13 protein-coding genes are annotated in these 17859 nt (G+C 35.2%); 5 read left to right on the top strand and 8 right to left on the bottom strand.

Annotated features, from left to right (window positions below; genetic code table 11):
• The first annotated feature begins 106 nt into the window (after positions 1-106).
• Positions 107-874 carry a hypothetical protein gene (locus tag V9G42_13675; GenBank protein MEI2760474.1) on the top strand — a complete coding sequence of 256 codons (768 nt, stop codon included), beginning with the start codon at positions 107-109 and terminating at the stop codon, positions 872-874.
• A gap of 42 nt (positions 875-916) precedes the next feature.
• Here V9G42_13675 and V9G42_13670 read toward each other — a convergent pair whose 3' ends face one another.
• The gene (locus V9G42_13670; protein ID MEI2760473.1) at positions 917-1777 is read right to left on the bottom strand and encodes an aldose 1-epimerase family protein; all 861 of its coding nucleotides are present in this window, start codon (positions 1775-1777) and stop codon (positions 917-919) included.
• A gap of 135 nt (positions 1778-1912) precedes the next feature.
• Between V9G42_13670 and V9G42_13665 the strand changes: the two genes are divergently transcribed.
• Positions 1913-2344, top strand: a complete 432-nt coding sequence (locus tag V9G42_13665; GenBank protein ID MEI2760472.1) for a hypothetical protein — start codon at positions 1913-1915, stop codon at positions 2342-2344.
• Between the two features lie 106 nt (positions 2345-2450).
• Entirely contained in the window at positions 2451-3245 is a 795-nt protein-coding gene (locus V9G42_13660; GenBank protein ID MEI2760471.1) for a histidine kinase, read from the top strand.
• A gap of 12 nt (positions 3246-3257) precedes the next feature.
• Here V9G42_13660 and lptB read toward each other — a convergent pair whose 3' ends face one another.
• Both lptB and V9G42_13650 read right to left on the bottom strand, forming a co-directional pair.
• Positions 3258-3983 carry an LPS export ABC transporter ATP-binding protein gene (lptB, locus tag V9G42_13655; GenBank protein MEI2760470.1) on the bottom strand — a complete coding sequence of 242 codons (726 nt, stop codon included), beginning with the start codon at positions 3981-3983 and terminating at the stop codon, positions 3258-3260.
• 36 nt (positions 3984-4019) lie between these two features.
• Entirely contained in the window at positions 4020-6485 is a 2466-nt protein-coding gene (locus V9G42_13650; protein ID MEI2760469.1) for a DUF5686 family protein, read from the bottom strand.
• Positions 6486-6628: 143 nt separating this feature from the next.
• Here V9G42_13650 and V9G42_13645 point away from each other — a divergent pair, with 143 nt between their 5' ends.
• Positions 6629-8170, top strand: coding sequence for an acyl-CoA carboxylase subunit beta (locus tag V9G42_13645; GenBank protein MEI2760468.1), 1542 nt, complete (start codon positions 6629-6631; stop codon positions 8168-8170).
• A 90-nt stretch (positions 8171-8260) separates the two neighbouring features.
• Here V9G42_13645 and V9G42_13640 read toward each other — a convergent pair whose 3' ends face one another.
• From V9G42_13640 to V9G42_13630, 3 genes are all read right to left on the bottom strand, one after another.
• Positions 8261-10720 carry a PKD domain-containing protein gene (locus V9G42_13640; protein ID MEI2760467.1) on the bottom strand — a complete coding sequence of 820 codons (2460 nt, stop codon included), beginning with the start codon at positions 10718-10720 and terminating at the stop codon, positions 8261-8263.
• Between the two features lie 124 nt (positions 10721-10844).
• On the bottom strand, positions 10845-11798 hold the full coding sequence (locus tag V9G42_13635) for a pentapeptide repeat-containing protein (GenBank protein MEI2760466.1): 954 nt from the start codon (positions 11796-11798) through the stop codon (positions 10845-10847).
• 102 nt (positions 11799-11900) lie between these two features.
• Positions 11901-13613, bottom strand: coding sequence for a C1 family peptidase (locus V9G42_13630; GenBank protein ID MEI2760465.1), 1713 nt, complete (start codon positions 13611-13613; stop codon positions 11901-11903).
• Between the two features lie 158 nt (positions 13614-13771).
• Here V9G42_13630 and V9G42_13625 point away from each other — a divergent pair, with 158 nt between their 5' ends.
• The gene (locus tag V9G42_13625) at positions 13772-14959 is read left to right on the top strand and encodes a M20 family metallopeptidase (protein MEI2760464.1); all 1188 of its coding nucleotides are present in this window, start codon (positions 13772-13774) and stop codon (positions 14957-14959) included.
• 213 nt (positions 14960-15172) lie between these two features.
• Here the strand turns inward: V9G42_13625 and V9G42_13620 are convergent, their stop codons facing one another.
• A complete protein-coding gene (locus tag V9G42_13620; GenBank protein MEI2760463.1) occupies positions 15173-16369 on the bottom strand; it encodes a T9SS type A sorting domain-containing protein in 1197 nt (398 codons plus the stop codon).
• 332 nt (positions 16370-16701) lie between these two features.
• Positions 16702-17487 (bottom strand): T9SS type A sorting domain-containing protein, encoded by a 786-nt coding sequence (locus V9G42_13615; protein MEI2760462.1) that lies wholly within the window; start codon positions 17485-17487, stop codon positions 16702-16704.
• Positions 17488-17859: the final 372 nt, after the last annotated feature.

The raw sequence follows: 17859 nt of genomic DNA, 5'->3' as shown, positions 1-17859 counted from the left end.
ACTACTCAGATATACTCAATTTTAAGCATTTGTGATATTGTTAGGCTTATTCCAAATAGCTAATTGAATTAGCAGAATTGCTATTTTTGACTAAAAAAAGATTTATATGAGACGATATTTTTTGCTTTTGCTGATTTGTTGTAAAAGTAATTTCAGCAATGCACAAGACCTTAAAAGTATAACTCAACGTACTCCAGTCAAATCGTGGTATGCTATGAATTCCGGAGAGTTTATTTTTTCTGCAGGCGAATTAAAGATTTCTGATAAGGCAGTTTATGATCCTTTTGGTAGTATAAATACTATTACAGAACCAGATAATATAATTCGTTTTAGCGCCTTTTTCCACACCAGTCAGGAATTGCACTATAATTTTTCAAATGTGTTTGGGTTTTATACAGGACTTGCTATTAGAAATGTTGGATTTATCAATACCATGAAAGTGGGTGGCGAGAAATTGACTTTAAAACAACGCTCTTATTCTTTGGGTATTCCTGTGGCAGTTAAGATAGGTAATATGCAAACCTATTTTCTGACAGCAGGTATCGAACCTGAAATTATGTTTGCCTATAAAAGGAAGATATTTTTCGATGGTGACAAGTCTAAAAAATCACAATGGTTTAGCAACGATGTTAATGTTTTTAATCCTTCATTGTTTGCACAAATTAATTTTAAAGGCGGCTTTTATATAAAAGCAAAATATTATCTCAACGATTTTTTGACAAGTAACCAAGAGAGTTTTAATCTACCCGATAAACCTGTTTCTGTAAGTTATAAAGTGGACTCAAGCAAACTTTTTTATGTTTCAATTGGTACAAGCATCAAGAACAGAAAAATTAAAATGAAAAAACCAATTCAAACTTCAGTAGCTATTTGATACTTGTTACATTTCTCAAATTTTAATAAGTTACTTCTTTGCTTAAAAAACTTTTATTAAAAAAGTAAAAGAGAAGTCTTGATTTTGTTCAAGACAAATGATGCCCTCTTTTTCTAAAATCTCACCAGAAGTATTTACACTATCAGCAATTCCATGCCATGGTTCTATACAAACAAAATCTGCATTTTTTGCCGCCCATATTCCAAGATATGGAAAATTGTGGGATTCAATTTGTAGTCCGTGCCTTGACTTGTTACTCTTAATCTGAATCTGATTGGAGCGTAAATTTTTAAAAACCAATGCATCTTTTTCAAACAAGGGTTTAGATAGCGGAATTAAATTGGAATCATTAAAAAAAGGTAATTCGTTTTTTAGCAGTCCATTTTCGAGAAGCCAATTGCCGCAATTTTCTTTTTCGTTAAACTCTAAATAGTAATCGGTATAATTTTCATCTGTGCAAAGAGGTATATTAAATGCAGGATGTGCGCCAATGGAAAAAGGCATGACATGACTATTGTTGTTCTTGATATGATAGGTTAGTGCCAGTGTATCATTATTTAATTTATATTGAAGTTGTAAAGTAAATTTAAATGGATATTGTTTAAGTGTTTCGGCATTTTCTGTCAGTTCGAATGTGGCAGCATGAAAATCGTTCTTTATTAAACGAAAAGGCATATTACGTGCAAATCCATGGCGTTCCATTTGATAGGTTTTCCCCTGCCATTTATATTCGTTATATTTTAACTGACCCACAATGGGAAATAATATTGGTGAATGTTTTGCCCATTGTGCTTTAGCTTGCCATATATACTCAATCGAGTTGTTCAGATTTCTTAAACTGCAGAGCTCTGCACCATGTTCTTTAATATCAACTGTTAAAGTTTGATTTTGTAAAGTTATCATATCATAAAAGTGAAATTTAATTCAATTAATGCCTCAATGATAATAAAATATTAATTTTAGCGGCAATTCTGTTATATCCAGAACATTTTCAATATTATACGTATAAGACTAAAGTCTTCAATCTGCCGCAAAATAATGATTAAATCATTTTTATGTTGTGTTTTTATGTTGTCATTACAATTGGCACAAGCACAACATTGTCAGATAAAAGGAAAAGTTTTAGAGAAGAAAAGTCTATCGTCACTCGATTCTGTAAGGATTGAAATTTATGAAGGCAGTTTGATGTATAAAATAATTTATACCGATCCGTCAGGCAGGTTCGACACAAGGATGTTTCAGGTAATCAGCAATGTTAGTTTCAGGATCTGGAGGCAAGGATATGAAAGAAGAAATATCCGATTCAACAAACTCAAAGGCAATAATGTAATTTTTATGGATATTTCATTGCGAAAAATAACGCCTGAAGAAGAAGCTAAAAACCAACGCAAGGAAGAGAAAAAAGTCAAGACCAAGACAAAAAGAAAAAAATATGCCAAGCCCGGAAAGCGAATATTTTTACCATTCTAAATTTTTTTTAAAAAGCATAATTTATTTACAATTTTAAGTATTTTAGCCAATAGATTTCAGTCAGGTATTTTTTTGATTATAAGTATTTAATCCGAGTTAATTTTTTATGGGTGTTTTTTTATTAGTTACGTCCAAGGAGCTAATGATGTTTAGCTTTGCCACATTCTTATTAGCTTTTGTTTTTTTGTTTTTTATTTTCTATCGTTCAAAACGTGAAGCGGCAATTCAGATAGAAAAAAGTCGCTTGCAGTTACAGGTTGCACAAGTTGAAATGAAAGCACTACGTGCACAAGTAAACCCGCATTTTATGTTCAATGCCTTAAACAGTATTTACATTTTAATTGCTGACAAGGAAATGCAAAAAGCAGGTAACTATGTTTTGAAACTAGGTACATTAATCCGTAAAATTCTTGAAAACTCAAACTACCAGAATATTTCCCTGAAAGATGATAGTGAAGTTATTGATCTTTATATTCAGGTGGAATGTATGAAGCTAAATTATAGTTTTAAGTATCAGTTGACAATTAATGAAAGCATAGATAGTGAAGCTGTCATGGTTCCGCCAATGATAATTCAACCTATTGTGGAAAATGCAATTTGGCATGGTTTAAAAAACAGAAAAGACGGAGGACTTCTTACAATCTTTGTGGACAGTAAAGAGGATGAGTTAATCTTTGAAATAAGAGATAATGGTTGCAAAGCAGATGCTCAAATGTCGGAAGACGAAAAACTGCGTAATGCGAAAAGAAAATCCATGGGGATGCAAATAACAAGAGAGCGTTTAGACATTATCAATCAAACAAACAATGCTAATGCCAGAATAGTGGAAAAAGAAATTATCGGTGATGACGGAAGTTACCAGGGAAAGATTGTTCAGCTTTATCTTCCTCTTTTGGATTGACGTACTTACTTTTTAATTTCTAAGTTCAAAATTCTGACCGAGATAAACTTTTCGTACCTGCTCATCATTAGCCAGGTCTTCGGCAGTCCCTGCTTTTAAAATTTTACCTTCATACAACAAATATGCACGGTCTGTAATAGTAAGTGTTTCGTGAACATTGTGATCAGTAATTAAAATGCCAATATTTTTTTCTTTGAGTTTTGCTACGATAGATTGTATGTCTTCAACAGCAATGGGGTCAACACCGGCAAAAGGCTCATCGAGAAGTATAAATTTGGGACTTACAGCCAATGCACGTGCTATCTCTGTTCGCCTGCGTTCGCCACCTGAAAGTAAATCGCCTCGGCTTTTTCTTATTTTCTGTAATCCAAATTCAGTGAGCAGTTCTTCTGTCTTGGCATCCTGTTCTTCTTTAGAAAGCTTTGTCATCTCCAAAACAGCTTTAATATTATCTTCAACACTTAATTTGCGAAAAACAGATGCCTCCTGCGCCAGGTAGCCAATTCCTGACTGTGCCCTTTTATACATTGGCAAATCTGTTATATCCTGCTCATCAAGAAAAATTTTACCACTATTGGGTTTTATCAATCCTACAGTCATATAAAATGTTGTTGTTTTACCGGCACCATTTGGGCCAAGCAAACCAACTATTTCACCCTGTGCTACCTGAATAGACACATTGTTAACAACAGTACGTTTTTTATAAATTTTTACTAAGCTTTCTGAGCGTAACAGCATTTTTGTTTATTCAATATGGTGCAAAGATAACAGCTATCAGAATGTCAATTGCAAACTTCCTCTGATTCCGAACTTTGAAATGTCAGGATTGTCTAAGTAGCTGAGACGATAAATAAAATCAACACGAATTATTTTTAAAATATTTTCTACTCCAAATCCAGCCTCAAGATAGGGCTTTTTAGATAGCGTATTGTAAGTTGGGTCAACCATCAAATCATGATTTTTTTGTGACATACTTCCATATACCCCACGAAGACTTGCCACTTCGCGCCACTTTAATTTTTTAAGTAATGGAATTTTATCCAAAAAGAAACCTTCGAAGTGATGTGTTGCATAAAATGCAAAATATTGATCGCTGACAAATTCATAATAATTCATCAGGTTGAAAGAAAGATAATCATAAAAGTAGGATTCATTGCCGCGATGCACTTCCAGTAATGGATATGGTAACTTACCCCAAACTTTTCCGGCTTCTAAAACATAGTATAAATATCCGATTGGTGCAGTGTATAAGTAGTCATCTACTTTAACAATCAATTTCTGATAGTCAAAGTCACTTCGCAAAACACCTTTTAATCCTTGTGTATATACAGCCTGCAGCACCGGATATTTACTTCCCAAACTAACTCTGCCATGCTTGCTTTCAACAAATTTTTCGCGATAAGCAAAACGGAAATATGCAGAAATATCAGAAGTGTTTATTTTATTTCTGATGTTGCTTTCATTATTGTTGGTGTAGTAGCGATAATCTAATTTTCCTAAAGGGATAAACTCATTATGTTCAAATGTGATACGTCCACTCACACCGGAAAGCCATTCTTTTTCAAAATAAATTTTTTCGCTTTCTGTATAAGTTAATTTATTTGAAGCAGACCTTCTGAAGAGTGAAGCCAGAATATTGTCATCCTGAAAAGCATTGTCGCTTTGTCCGAGTTGCATCACATCATGTCTGTATTTAAAACCAACACCCATGCGGGGTTTTGTTGTAAACAAATAGCGTGTACCAAAACTGTAGTTGAACTGTTCGTTTTTTGTACCATAAGCCACAAAACCTTCAAGTCTTAGATGTTTATTAAAATCCTGATTGGTTTTTCCGCCAAGTCGAAAACGATACCCTTCAATTTCATTAAAGCTAAATACAGTAAAGTATGGACCCAAGTCAACTTTGCCTAATGTTTTGTATCCGGTAACAAAAAGTGTAATTACATCAACGTATGTTTTGTAGGCAGGCAACGATTTAATGGTGTCAACCATAGTGTAAATTTTCTTTTCACGTTCGTTTAGTGAATCATGTCTTGCATTATCCCAAAAACTATTGTCTTTGTATAAGGCACTATCAAGAACGACTATATCTTGCGAACCTTTCATAATCTCCGGTGGAATAGGTTTGTTCAAGTCAAAGTTTTTATAAGAGGTTGACTTACGACCGATAAGGCCAAGACCTTTATCGCGAGCAGTAAATTCTATCACCAACAAGTCTTTTGAAAGCATCCACATTGTGCTGTCCACAAATTCATATTCTTTAACAACGGCACAGTCTTCAACAAAGTTGATATTCGCTTTATTGGAGATGCGCATGTTTACCTTTTTAACTGCCCATGAAGTGTCAGTAATAATGATCTCTCCTGTAAAGGTTAGGTCTTCGGGTCTGCGTGGTTTAAATTTTAACTTGTAGCAATGATTGTTGCCCATGTACAAACTGTCAAGCAGATAATATTTGTAATAAATTAATCCAAGACTCGATATTGGGCTGACAAATTTTTTACCAAACACATCCATAAAGTTATCGTAGATGTTTATGTTTTGATACATATCGCCAAGAAACTGTGTTACAGTTTCGTTTTCAACACCGGAAACCTTACTTGCTTTAATGATTTCGCGTTTGTCTTTAGGATTGTTTGAAAGATAACGATCACTTAATGATTCAGTAATGAAAATTGGCAGAAATGGTTTCTCATTGGTGGTTGTACTGTCAATATTATCAAAAATAAATGCAAAGGGTTTAAAAATTTTACGGTTTTTAAATTTATCGGTAATGTTGGTTAAATCAAACTCTAACTTATTGTAGGTTTCGAAAGAGTAGCTGTTTAGTTTTTCAAAATTATTTTTATCGCGATTGGCAATAACTTTTTTTATGATGATGTTAGCCGGGTTTTCTCCTGCATGAATCACAGCTTCTTTAAGTTCAATTTTGCTGGCCTTTAAAAGAAAGTTTATGGTTTGTGTTTGACCTTTTCGAACCGGTAGCGATACAGGAATATATCCCAGAAACTGTGCAGAAATGCTGTCACTTGGTGTATCTGATTCTAAAGTATAGATGCCATCAATATTAGTGTTGACACCGATGGTTGATTTTTTAAAAACCACACTGGCAAAAGGTATAGGCTCACCGGTGAGTGCATCAGTAACTTTACCTGAAATTCTGGTTAGTTGTGCAAACGAAGAGCTTTGAAAAAGAAAGAATAAAGCAATACCTGCAAGCGATTGGAAAATTATTTTCACAAAATGATTTATGTAGAATTTTTTACCTTGCTAAGAACGGAAAAAAGTTCGATTCCTTGCCTAACACTGGTTTAGTTTTGTTTTTATCGGGCAATTCTTCATTAAGTTTTTTAAGTTTGCACAATAGAATAATCAACAAAGCAGTGAAAGATAAATTATCATTACTCGAACAGAAAAAGAAGGAAGCATTTGCTGGTGGCGGTGCCAAGCGCATAGACGATCAACATAAGAAAGGGAAATTAACAGCAAGAGAGCGGATACATTTTTTACTTGATGAAGGCAGTTTTGAAGAAATAGGCATGTTGGTAACCCACCGTGCTACAGACTTTGGCTTGGCTAAAGAGAAATATCTTGGTGATGGTGTTGTAACCGGCTATGGAACTATTCATGGTAGGTTAGTTTATGTTTTTTCGCAAGACTTTACGGTGTTTGGTGGCTCACTGAGTGAAACACATGCAGAAAAAATTTGCCGTATAATGGATTTAGCAATGCAGAATGGTGCTCCGGTAATCGGCTTAAATGATAGTGGAGGTGCACGTATTCAGGAAGGAGTTGTTTCATTAGGTGGCTATGCTGATATTTTTTATCGTAATACGTTGGCATCAGGAGTTATTCCTCAATTGAGTGCCATAATGGGTCCATGTGCCGGTGGTGCTGTTTATTCACCTGCAATAACAGATTTTATTATGATGGTGCAAAACACGTCATACATGTTTGTAACAGGCCCTAATGTAGTAAAAACCGTGACCCATGAAGAAGTAAGTGCAGAAGAGTTAGGAGGTGCATCAACCCATTCAACCAAGTCAGGTGTGACACATTTTTCATGCGCCAATGAGATGGAATGTATTCAGTACCTTAAAACTTTGCTGAGTTATATACCGTCTAATTGTGAGGAGATGCCGCCATCAGTTGCTTATACCGAAGCTAATGAAATGCGTGAAGGATTAAATATGATTGTTCCGGAAAATCCAAATCAGCCATACGATATACGCGAAGTAGTAGAACAAGTGGCAGACGAAAATTCTTTTTTTGAAGTACATAAAGATTTTGCTGAAAATATTGTTGTTGGCTTTGCAAGGTTAGCCGGTCGAAGCATTGGCGTAGTTGCCAACCAACCAATGTTTCTGGCAGGTGTTTTAGATAATCACTCATCTATTAAGGCAGCAAGGTTTGTTCGATTTTGCGACTGCTTTAATATTCCTTTGTTGGTATTTGAAGATGTTCCCGGATTTTTGCCCGGCACCGATCAGGAGTGGAATGCTATCATTACTAATGGAGCCAAATTATTGTTCGCATTTAGTGAGGCAACAGTACCAAGAATAACCGTCATTACACGTAAAGCCTATGGTGGAGCCTATGATGTGATGAACTCCAAACATATTGGTGCCGACATGAACTATGCATGGCCATCTGCAGAGATTGCAGTAATGGGTGCAAAAGGTGCAGCTGAAATAATTTTCAAAAAAGAAATTAGTAAGGCAGATAATCCTGCTGAAAAACTGAAAGAAAAAGAACAGGAGTATATTGAACTTTTTGCCAATCCCTATAAAGCAGCAGAACGTGGTTATATTGATGAAGTCATTGACCCATCTCAGACAAGAGAGAAACTGATTAAGGCATTTAAAATGCTTGAAAACAAAGCAGCCAAGTTGCCTAAGAAGAAACACGGGAATATTCCATTGTAGAAAAGCATATATTTTTTAATAACAATATTGTTTTAAATAAAGAAGCCCTCTTTTTAGAGGGCTTCTTTATTGATTGACTAAAAATTAAGGTTAATGTTTAATTGTCACTTTCATTATTGATGATTTTCCATTAACTGTCAGTTTAAGAAGATACAAGCCTTCTGAAAGCTGATTGGCATTAAGATTTGTTTTTTGTAAGCCAGCCTGCATCATGACTTCGGGCATTAATGTGATACTTCGTCCGGCTGCATCAAACAATTCAAGTCCTACTAATGAATTTTGTCCTAATGTAAACTGTACTGTTGCAACATCACTGACAGGATTTGGATAAACACTGTTTAAGTTAACAATACTTTGTTCGTTAACTCCTGTGGGATTAACCATTGTAACAACAGCAATATTGGTAGTTACCGGACTGTTGAAGTCGAAATAAATTTTTGAGAAATCGGCAATTTGTGTTCCTGCGGCAAGTCCGTTAACGGCATTGATTTTATATGACACAAAACCATGACTCATCGGTTCATTGCTACTTGCATCAGGAAGCATAATGTTCTGAAAATTATAAATAACATTCATACCATTGCGGCTAACAGAAACATTGTGGCTTGCACCGGTCAACTGATAAGAACCTGCAACCAAATCAGTAGAGAGATTATCAACCACCACCACATTCACTGCAGGTGCTGTTCCTAAATTCTGGAAGTTAATGGTGTATTCAATTTCCTGATTGGTATTTACAGAAGATATTATTTGCTGAACAGGATTGTTGTTGTTGGTTTGTACCGATAACTTGTTGTTTGGATCCCATGAACCTGTAACAATCTGATGAACCGTATCGGTATTGTTTGTTAAATCAATATCAGTACCTAATGTAGGATATGCACTGCAGAATTCAAATGTGGGATCTCCAATCTGATAAGATGTTGATGCACTGAAGTCAGCTTGAATATAAATGCATTGTCCTGTTGCAATTGTTGGAAGATTCCATGTAATGACATGTGCCGTTGAGTTTACCGTTGCAGGCACAGGACTACCAAAAGTGTAAGTTAAGCCCGGATCGTAATTCATGGTAACCGTAGCACCTGTCGGGTTGATACCAATGTTGCAAACCTGAATATCGTACCATGCAGGGAACCCCGGTGTAATGGTTGTGTGAGGTAATAAAGTAACTGCAATATTTGTTGAACCTGCAGGTAAATTAATTCCATAATCACCACCTTGATTAATAGTACCAACGCCTACGACATTTACGCTGTTACTACTTGCTGTTGTTAATGGATAAGATGCATAAATTCCTGTTGGCGTATAAGAAACTGTATAAGTTCCAACCGGTACATAGCGTTCATATTTTCCTGTTAAATCAGTGTAGGCAGTAAGTGATCCAACTTGTACAGGTTGATAAGGTATGCCTGCCTCACCGGCATCTTTAATTCCATTATTGTTACTGTCTGCAAAGACATAACCTTCAATTGTAGAACTGTTGAGTGAAACACCAAAGTTAAATCCGCATATAGTATCACCTGCTGCAATTGTTACCTGATAAGAACCACAACCTCCTGAATCAAGTGGTAAGGTAAGGCTGTATGGTTGTTGAACACAGTAAACAATGTTATAGGTTCCCGGAGGAACATTTAAACTATAGTTTCCATTTGAATCAGGCATAGCAGTATATTGCATTCCGGAACCCCAAATCATTACAGGCGTGTTACCAAAACCTGGTTCATTATCATTAAAACCATTTGCGTTTATATCCTGAAAAACATTACCACAAATAACAGTATTGCCTGATTGTGGAACTATTACAATAGAGTCGCAATATTGTGAGCAAATTGCTCCTGTTCCATCGTATAATGTAAGACATGGATAATAAGTTCCTGCTTGAGCATAAGTATGTGTAGGTGAAGTTAAAGCAGATGTGGTGCCATCGCCAAAATTCCACAACAAGGATGAAAAACTTTGTGAGTTATTACCGAAGGCAACTACATTGCCCATGATGCTTGTAATAAACGAAGCGCTGCATCCGCTGCCGCCTACCTGATAGCAGGCTGTGTAGCTGCAGCCATTGGCATCTGTAATGACACAACAATACATACCCGGGTTGGGAACATAAATACCAATTAAAGTTTGACCATTTGTCCAATTATAGCTATACGGAGGAGTACCTCCTGAAGCAACAGCAAATAGATTTTGCTGTAATGAATCATAAACAAGTGTTGCTGTAAGTGTACATGGATTTAGATTGATTACCTGACAAGTTGAATCACTGCACCCTGTTGATGTGGTGATGAAATAACATACAGTTATAGGTCCTGAAGTATTGTACTGATGTGTTACCTGAGTTCCTGTTCCTGAAGTGCCATCACCAAATATCCAGGTAGTATTAGTGATAGTGCCGTTAACAAAACTTGAGTCATAAAATGTCACTACGCCATTTGGGTTGACACTGTAAACAAACCCTGCACTGCAGTTTTGTGCCATACTACTTAATCCGGAGAGCATGACGGCAAGCATGATAAGAATGCTTTTTCCTTTTTTGTTAAATTGTTTCATGATGTTTGAATTTTGGGTCAAAGAAAACATAAAGGCTTTTTACAGCCAAACAGATTTCCTTATTTTCTTACCCGTTTAAAATCAAATTATCTTATAAATTGATGGGGAAAAGTAACATAAAAACTTACCTGCCAGAAGCTTTTAAAAACTCTTCTGATGTGTAGTTTTTATTGCATGAAGTTATTTCTGACGCTAAAATCTCTTTGGTTGTAATTTCTTTCAGAACAGGTATTCCCATTGCAAAATGACTACCACTAAAGTCTAAAAGTTCTGAAAAATCACTCTGCATCAATTTAGGCACAAATCCAAAATAACACTTGCGAAGTTCTACTTTGTTGGCTGTGATTTTCAGTAATTCAAATCTTTTGCTGAATACGCTGCTGTTAAAAATTGCCTGTTGTTGAAATTTACAATAGTTAAAAAAAACGCCCATCTGAAATGTGCAAACAGTAAAGTCTGCATATTTCTGAAACTCTGCATTGCTAAATTGTGCATCAAAATAAAATACAGAATTTTGGAAGTAAACATTTGATTCAAACCGTGCATTCATCAAAATCATTTTTTTCATAAATACAGAATTTTGAAAAAAAGCTTCTTCGCGATATTTTGTTTCGTTAAAAAAAGCATCTGTATAAAACTGACATTCCTGAAAATCGGCTTTTTTCACGAAACTGCAACCTTGAAAGTTTACAGGTGCAGCAAAAATGGCTCCTCTGAGATTAACATCATCGTCAAAAATACAATCAATAAATGTAACACTTTTCTGAAAGTATGTCATGGTGGATTTACCTGATGATTCTGTAACATAACCTGAAATTTTCCCTTTGAATGTACACTGTTTGAACGTGATTGCAGAATTAATGTAACAACGGTTTATGCCGTTGCTTTCAATAACAGCCGGTAGCAGATTTGTAAAATTTAAATCAGCGTTGATGGTTTTATTTTCAAAATAAATATTGGTTCCGCTTTTAAGCTGATTGTTTAAATCGGGTTCGTTAGAAGTACTGTTTTTCTGACCGGTTGCACAGGAAATGTTTAGTGTCATAATAATTGTAGCTAGAAGTATTGCTGTACGCATGATATTTTTTTTACAAGTTTAAAAATCATTTAAGAGAACAGAAAAAATCCCGGCAGAAAATTTCTTACCGGGATTAAATAGTTTGCGGTTTAAATATTGAGCTTATTTGGTGCCGAAACCACCATTGCCTTTTTGTCTCATTTTAAATTCGGCAATTTTATGGTCAAGGTCACCTGTTTTTTTCTTAATCTTCAGCATCTGTCCGATTTCTTCTGATGAATAGGCATTGGGCATTTGTTTGGTAACAACTGTGTTATAAATATTTGATGTCAGATTGTGTTTTGAAGGGTGGAGTTTGTTGATAAACTTATATTCTACAAAATTTGTCGCATTGGTTGATTGCATTTGAGCTGTTACGCGGTTACTATATCCATTTTGAAATACTTTAGGATATTGATCTGTTGTATAGAAAAAATTATTCTGCTCATTGCCTTCGTTAAATGCATTTTCTGCATCTGCTATCATTACAATATAATAAGCTCCATTTAATGATGATGGTGTGTAATAAACCTGATATAATTGTTGTGTTCCAAAAGCTACAGTTCCCAAATCGTTATTGGCAGGTATATCAATATTCAGAGTAATGTGATTTGGATCGTTTGGGTCAACTAGGTAGGTGTTTTGAGCAATAGACGTATTAAATTCATCGTAAAAAAGAATACCATAATCGTTGGCATCATAAGCATTAAAGTATATGTAGTACAAACTCCAGTTTGATGAACTTGCAGCAGATGAATTACCAATGTTGTAAAGATTCCAATAAACAACACGTTCGTTGTAGTATTGTGTTTGTGTAGATCCATAAGTCGTTTCATCACCAAACACCCAGGAGGCAAGGTCAACGCCTCCGGAAGGTGTTGGAGTAGGTGAAGGCGGATTGGTTCCGCCATCGGTTGTGGCAGTGTAAAAATTCTGATCAAATACGAATTCGTTTACAAGAAAATTATAATCTATCCAGATATATCCGATATCACCCCAATTGGTACCCCATGAGTTTACAACTTTGAAAGCACCATTGGCGCCTTTACTGTCATCATAGCCTGAAATTATCAGTGCATGATACGAATGTTGTCCTACCTGATTGTATGTTGAATTTGAATTGTAAACGGCATCACTGTTCCATGTCATAAAATTGTCTGAAAGCTTTGCTCCAATTACTACAGGTATTTTGTTTGCCAGTTGTTCTTTTACACTCTGAATAGTAGGCGAAATTTTTCTGTAATTTTTAATTTTACGCTGATTGGCTTCCTGAGTCCAGTTGCTTTGTACTCCGGAGTTGGCACAATTTCCAAGATTGGTGTAAGGAACAGTTTGCATAGTTGCTGCCCCGCGATTCAATAACAAGTCCATTGCATCTGAAAAGTTTGTACCACTGCAATTTTGTCCTTTTTTAGCATCGGGAATAGCAAGAAAAACATCCTTAGGACTGGTTTGCTTGTTTGTATTTGTTAAATCGCTGGCATTAAGATTTTGTTGGATTGCATCAATAACAGTTTTCATATTGTAACCAGCAGCCCATGCTACACAAGTACCATACTGTCCTTGATCGCCAATTGGCGGAAATTGTGGTAGTAGGCTTACAGATTGTGGTAATGTTCCACTATTATAAATAGGTGTATTGGTAACTGAAGTAGGTACAGAATTGGGGTTATCGGTGCCGTTCCATCCTAAATTTTTTGGTGTGTTGCCAGAAGGCGTGGGAGGAATAGGAGTGGGAGGTGTTGGTGATGGGCTGTCATCTTTTTCTTTCTTACAGCCTGCAATTGCCATAGCAAATGCAAGAGTAAAGAGTAATAAAATTCTGCGGTTTTTCATATTAATATATTTTAAATTGGTAATTTTTACAAAATAGAATCAATTAAACTAAAATGTCAATCACCAAATCTGGTTATTTTTGCCGGTGCCTACAATACTTAATTTGTAGTATTTTTTAGGCATAGTGTGATTAATAAAATTTTAATTTTGAGGGTATTATGATGGTAGAAAAGATTAAACGTCTTGCAGAAGATAACTTTAATAATACATTAGCCGACAGAAGGCATCTGCATAAACATCCTGAATTGTCATTTCAGGAGTTTAAAACACAGGAATATGTTTGGCAAAGATTGAGTGAAATTGGGGTTGACAAAAAACATAAAATTGCCGGTACCGGAATTGTGGCGTTGATAGAAGGTAACAACCCTGCTTCAAAAGTTATTGCTTTAAGAGGCGATATGGATGCTTTGCCCATTCAGGAAACCAATAAATCAGAATATGCCTCAGTAAATGCAGGTGTTATGCATGCTTGCGGACACGATGTACATACTTCATCTTTACTGGGGGTAGCAACTTTGTTGACTCAAATGCGAAATGAATTTTCGGGCACTGTTAAATTGCTTTTTCAGCCTGGAGAAGAAAAACTTCCCGGAGGTGCATCGTTAATGATACAAGAAGGCGCATTAAAAAATCCAACTATTTCCGGCATTTTAGGACAGCACGTTATGCCGCATATTGAAGTGGGTAAGGTTGGTTTCAGAAGTGGCATATACATGGCAAGTACGGATGAGATTTATGTTACCGTGAAAGGTAAAGGCGGACACGGTGCCATTCCACATCTTAACATTGATCCGGTTTTAATATCATCACATTTAATTGTGGCACTGCAGCAATTGGTTAGCCGCAATGCCAACCCAATAATGCCCAGTGTGCTTTCCTTTGGTAAAGTGATTGCCAATGGGGCAACCAATGTTATTCCCGACACTGTTTATATAGAAGGAACATTCAGAACACTGGACGAGAAATGGCGTAATGATGCCCATGCAAAAATGATAAAGATGGCTGAAGCTATAGCTGAAGGAATGGGAGGTAAGTGTGAATTTAAAATTGTGAGGGGATATCCTGCATTGGTTAACAATCCGGAACTTACTGCATCGGCCAGGAAAAATGCTGTTGATTATTTGGGGAAAGAAAACGTGCTGGATCTTGACATCTGGATGGCAGCAGAAGATTTCTCTTTCTATTCGCAGCAGGCACCTGCTTGTTTTTACAGACTTGGCGTGAGGAACGAACAAAAAAACATAACATCTTCTGTACATACCTCAACATTTGATATTGATGAGGATGCATTAAAAACAGGAGTGGGGTTGATGACTTATATGGCACTTTGCGAATTGAAGCAGTAACAAAAGCGTTTAGTGTGATCTTTGTTTCGTAAACGGATGCTTGTGTGATAATTTTAGCAATAAAATTTTAATAGAAACTGATATTTTCGCAGCATAACGGTTTGTGTATTGCGTTGGTGGGCTTTTGAAATCTTATGACACCAAAATATTGAAGGTTCAAATGTTTCTATTCGCACTTTCCGCCCACTAAAGCAAAGCCTGTGCTACTTGCAGTTAATTCTTTAAGATTATTTTTCTAGTGTTTGAGTTTTCTTGGTGGATGTTTACAAAATAGACTCCGGAATGTTCTTCTTTCATGTCTATGCTAATCGAATCACCAAAATTTTTAACTGATTTAATTATGCGGCCATTAATATCAGTGATTTCAATTTTCGTATTGTTTGCTGAATTTTGAAATTCAATTGTCATATAATCAACAACTGGATTTGGAAATATGTTAACGCTATTCGGATATTCTTCATTAATTCCTGTGTTAATAGAAGTACCCAATTTTAATACATGTAGGTTATTAACAGTTGTAACATAAAAAACTGAGTCCTTAGCTGCTATTCCATTTACCTGTCCAGTAAAAGTAGAGTTGAATGAACCTAAATTACTAGCTGATGTTGAATTAACCTGAAATGCACTTACATTACCTGATCCATTTTGGAATACATAATTATTCCAATAGCAAATATCACCTCCAGATCCACCACCAATTCCCATAAATATCCCAGAGGGTGAAGTTGGATTTGCTATACTTATTGCATCAAATCCGCTTCCTTTTGCAACAAACAATCTTTGGTTTACAAAGTCAGGAGCAATTTTTGAATAACCACTACCAAAAGTGGTTATTATATTAGGATTTGAAGGGATACTAACATTTATTACTTTAAGTCCCGCACTAGTACCTACATAAACATTATTGCCTTGAATAGCAATACCACCAGGAAAACTTCCCAAGTATATTTTACCAATAACAATAGGGTTAGTCTTATTTGAAATATCAATTGAATAAAGAGTGTCTGTATTTGTTGCCATAAATGCATAATTACCTGATATTGCTATTTGATTGGCTGTGCCGTAAATAGCTGTATTTATGCCTACCTGAACAGGAAAATTAATATTTGAAATATCAGCAATCATAAAATAATCAGTCATTCCACCTCCAAAATAAGCATAATTGCCATCTATTTCTATTGCCATTGGAAAGCTTCCAGGATTACCTATAGAAGCTGTTGGATTTGGCGATAACGGATTTGAAACATCAATAAATTGTATACCTGAAGTGGTACTTGTTATAACTTTATTTTGATAGTATTTTATCACAAAGTTTGCATTGTTATTCCAACTCCCTAATTGGCTTATACTTTGTCCATAACCTGTGACACATAGGTGTAGAATAATTAAAATAATAAAATGTCGTTTCATGTATTTGTATGTTAAGTTAATAGTTGCAAGTAACATTAGTCTGTAAAAAAAGATCTAAAAGCATTTACAAATATATATTAATTTCAATAGTTTTAAGGAGAAAAACAGCAACTATAAATGCCCATAATAAAAGGAAACAATCGCCACTAAATCACCATTTCAAACCTATAGAGTAGGATAGCAAAGAATAATAAGATTTGATATGTAGATGCATTTGTAAGTAAATTAGATTAAAGTAACCCGGTATTCAGCGTTTAGTTCAGGAAGAAAAGAAAAAAGTAGGAAGAGCTTCTTATGAAGATGCTTTTAAGACTTATGTGTTATAGGCAGTTTTAATTTTTTATAAACTTTGAAGTGTAAATTTTGTCACCTACTTGGATTTGCAAAAAGTATAATCCTTGCACTAAATTTTCAACATCTATTTCATTTTTTTTTGATGATAACAAATAATTCCCCATTGAATTATATAGTTGAATATCTAATATATCAGATTCTGAGCTCTGAATTACTAATTTATTAGTTGCTGGATTAGGTGAAATCTTAAAATGATTTTGACTATTTGATTTAACTGATGTAATTACTTCGGGATAAATTCGGAATTCTGAATTTGCATTTATAATAAGTAAAGTATCTGGAATTGTACACTGATTAACTGGGCATATACTTGTATCTTGAAACCTATTACAACTTGAATCATAAATAAAAACTTGAGCAAAAAGGTCTATGTTATACTTCATCAGTCGAATATAAACGGGGAATGTGTCGGAAACAATCTTGAAAGAGAAGTTACTTGAAGGTATGGGGCCTGAACCAATCCCAGCTCGAATATCTTTCTTCATGTCTAAATCCGTTGGATAAATTAAGGTATTCATACCTAAGTCATCACACATGACACTTCTCTGAATAATTCTTAAATCTAAACTATCGTATTGTTGTCCGTAAATATTAACTTCTCCAAGTGCTAAGTCAACTCCAATAGTTGCTGTCGGATGAGAGCCAAAAAATACAGTATCACTTCTTCCTTTTGCATCAATTGCAATAACTACTGCAGAATCAAATTGAGCCTTTAAGTAATTACTGGTGAGTACAAAAAAAAGTAAGAAGAAATTTTTTTTCATAATTTTTATTTTAAAGAAACTTGTATCAAATTGCTTGTAAATGCAGTTTCCCGAGCAATCGGGACAAGTTGTGAAATGAAATAATTTCAAATACATGTTCAAATATAGGAATAATGTTGTGTACTTATGATATTTCAAACAGAAATAAACAAGTACAACACATCAAACCTCTACCATAAAAAACATTAAAAATCAACCCCTAAAAGCAACAAAACCACCAGGAGAAAATGCTCGTGTAGCTTGTACACCAAATGGCAAAAAGCCCTAAAGTTCTACCACCTCAGGGCATTTTTGTAATTGGGCTTTATTCAAGGAGGTATAATGTTAGGCAATCGTTGCATTTTTCATTTTTGTCTGTCACGGTCGTTTTAC

The sequence above is a fragment of the Bacteroidia bacterium genome (assembly GCA_037045145.1).
Lineage (GTDB): Bacteria > Bacteroidota > Bacteroidia > AKYH767-A > OLB10 > OLB10.
This window is presented reverse-complemented; position numbering and strand designations above follow the sequence as displayed.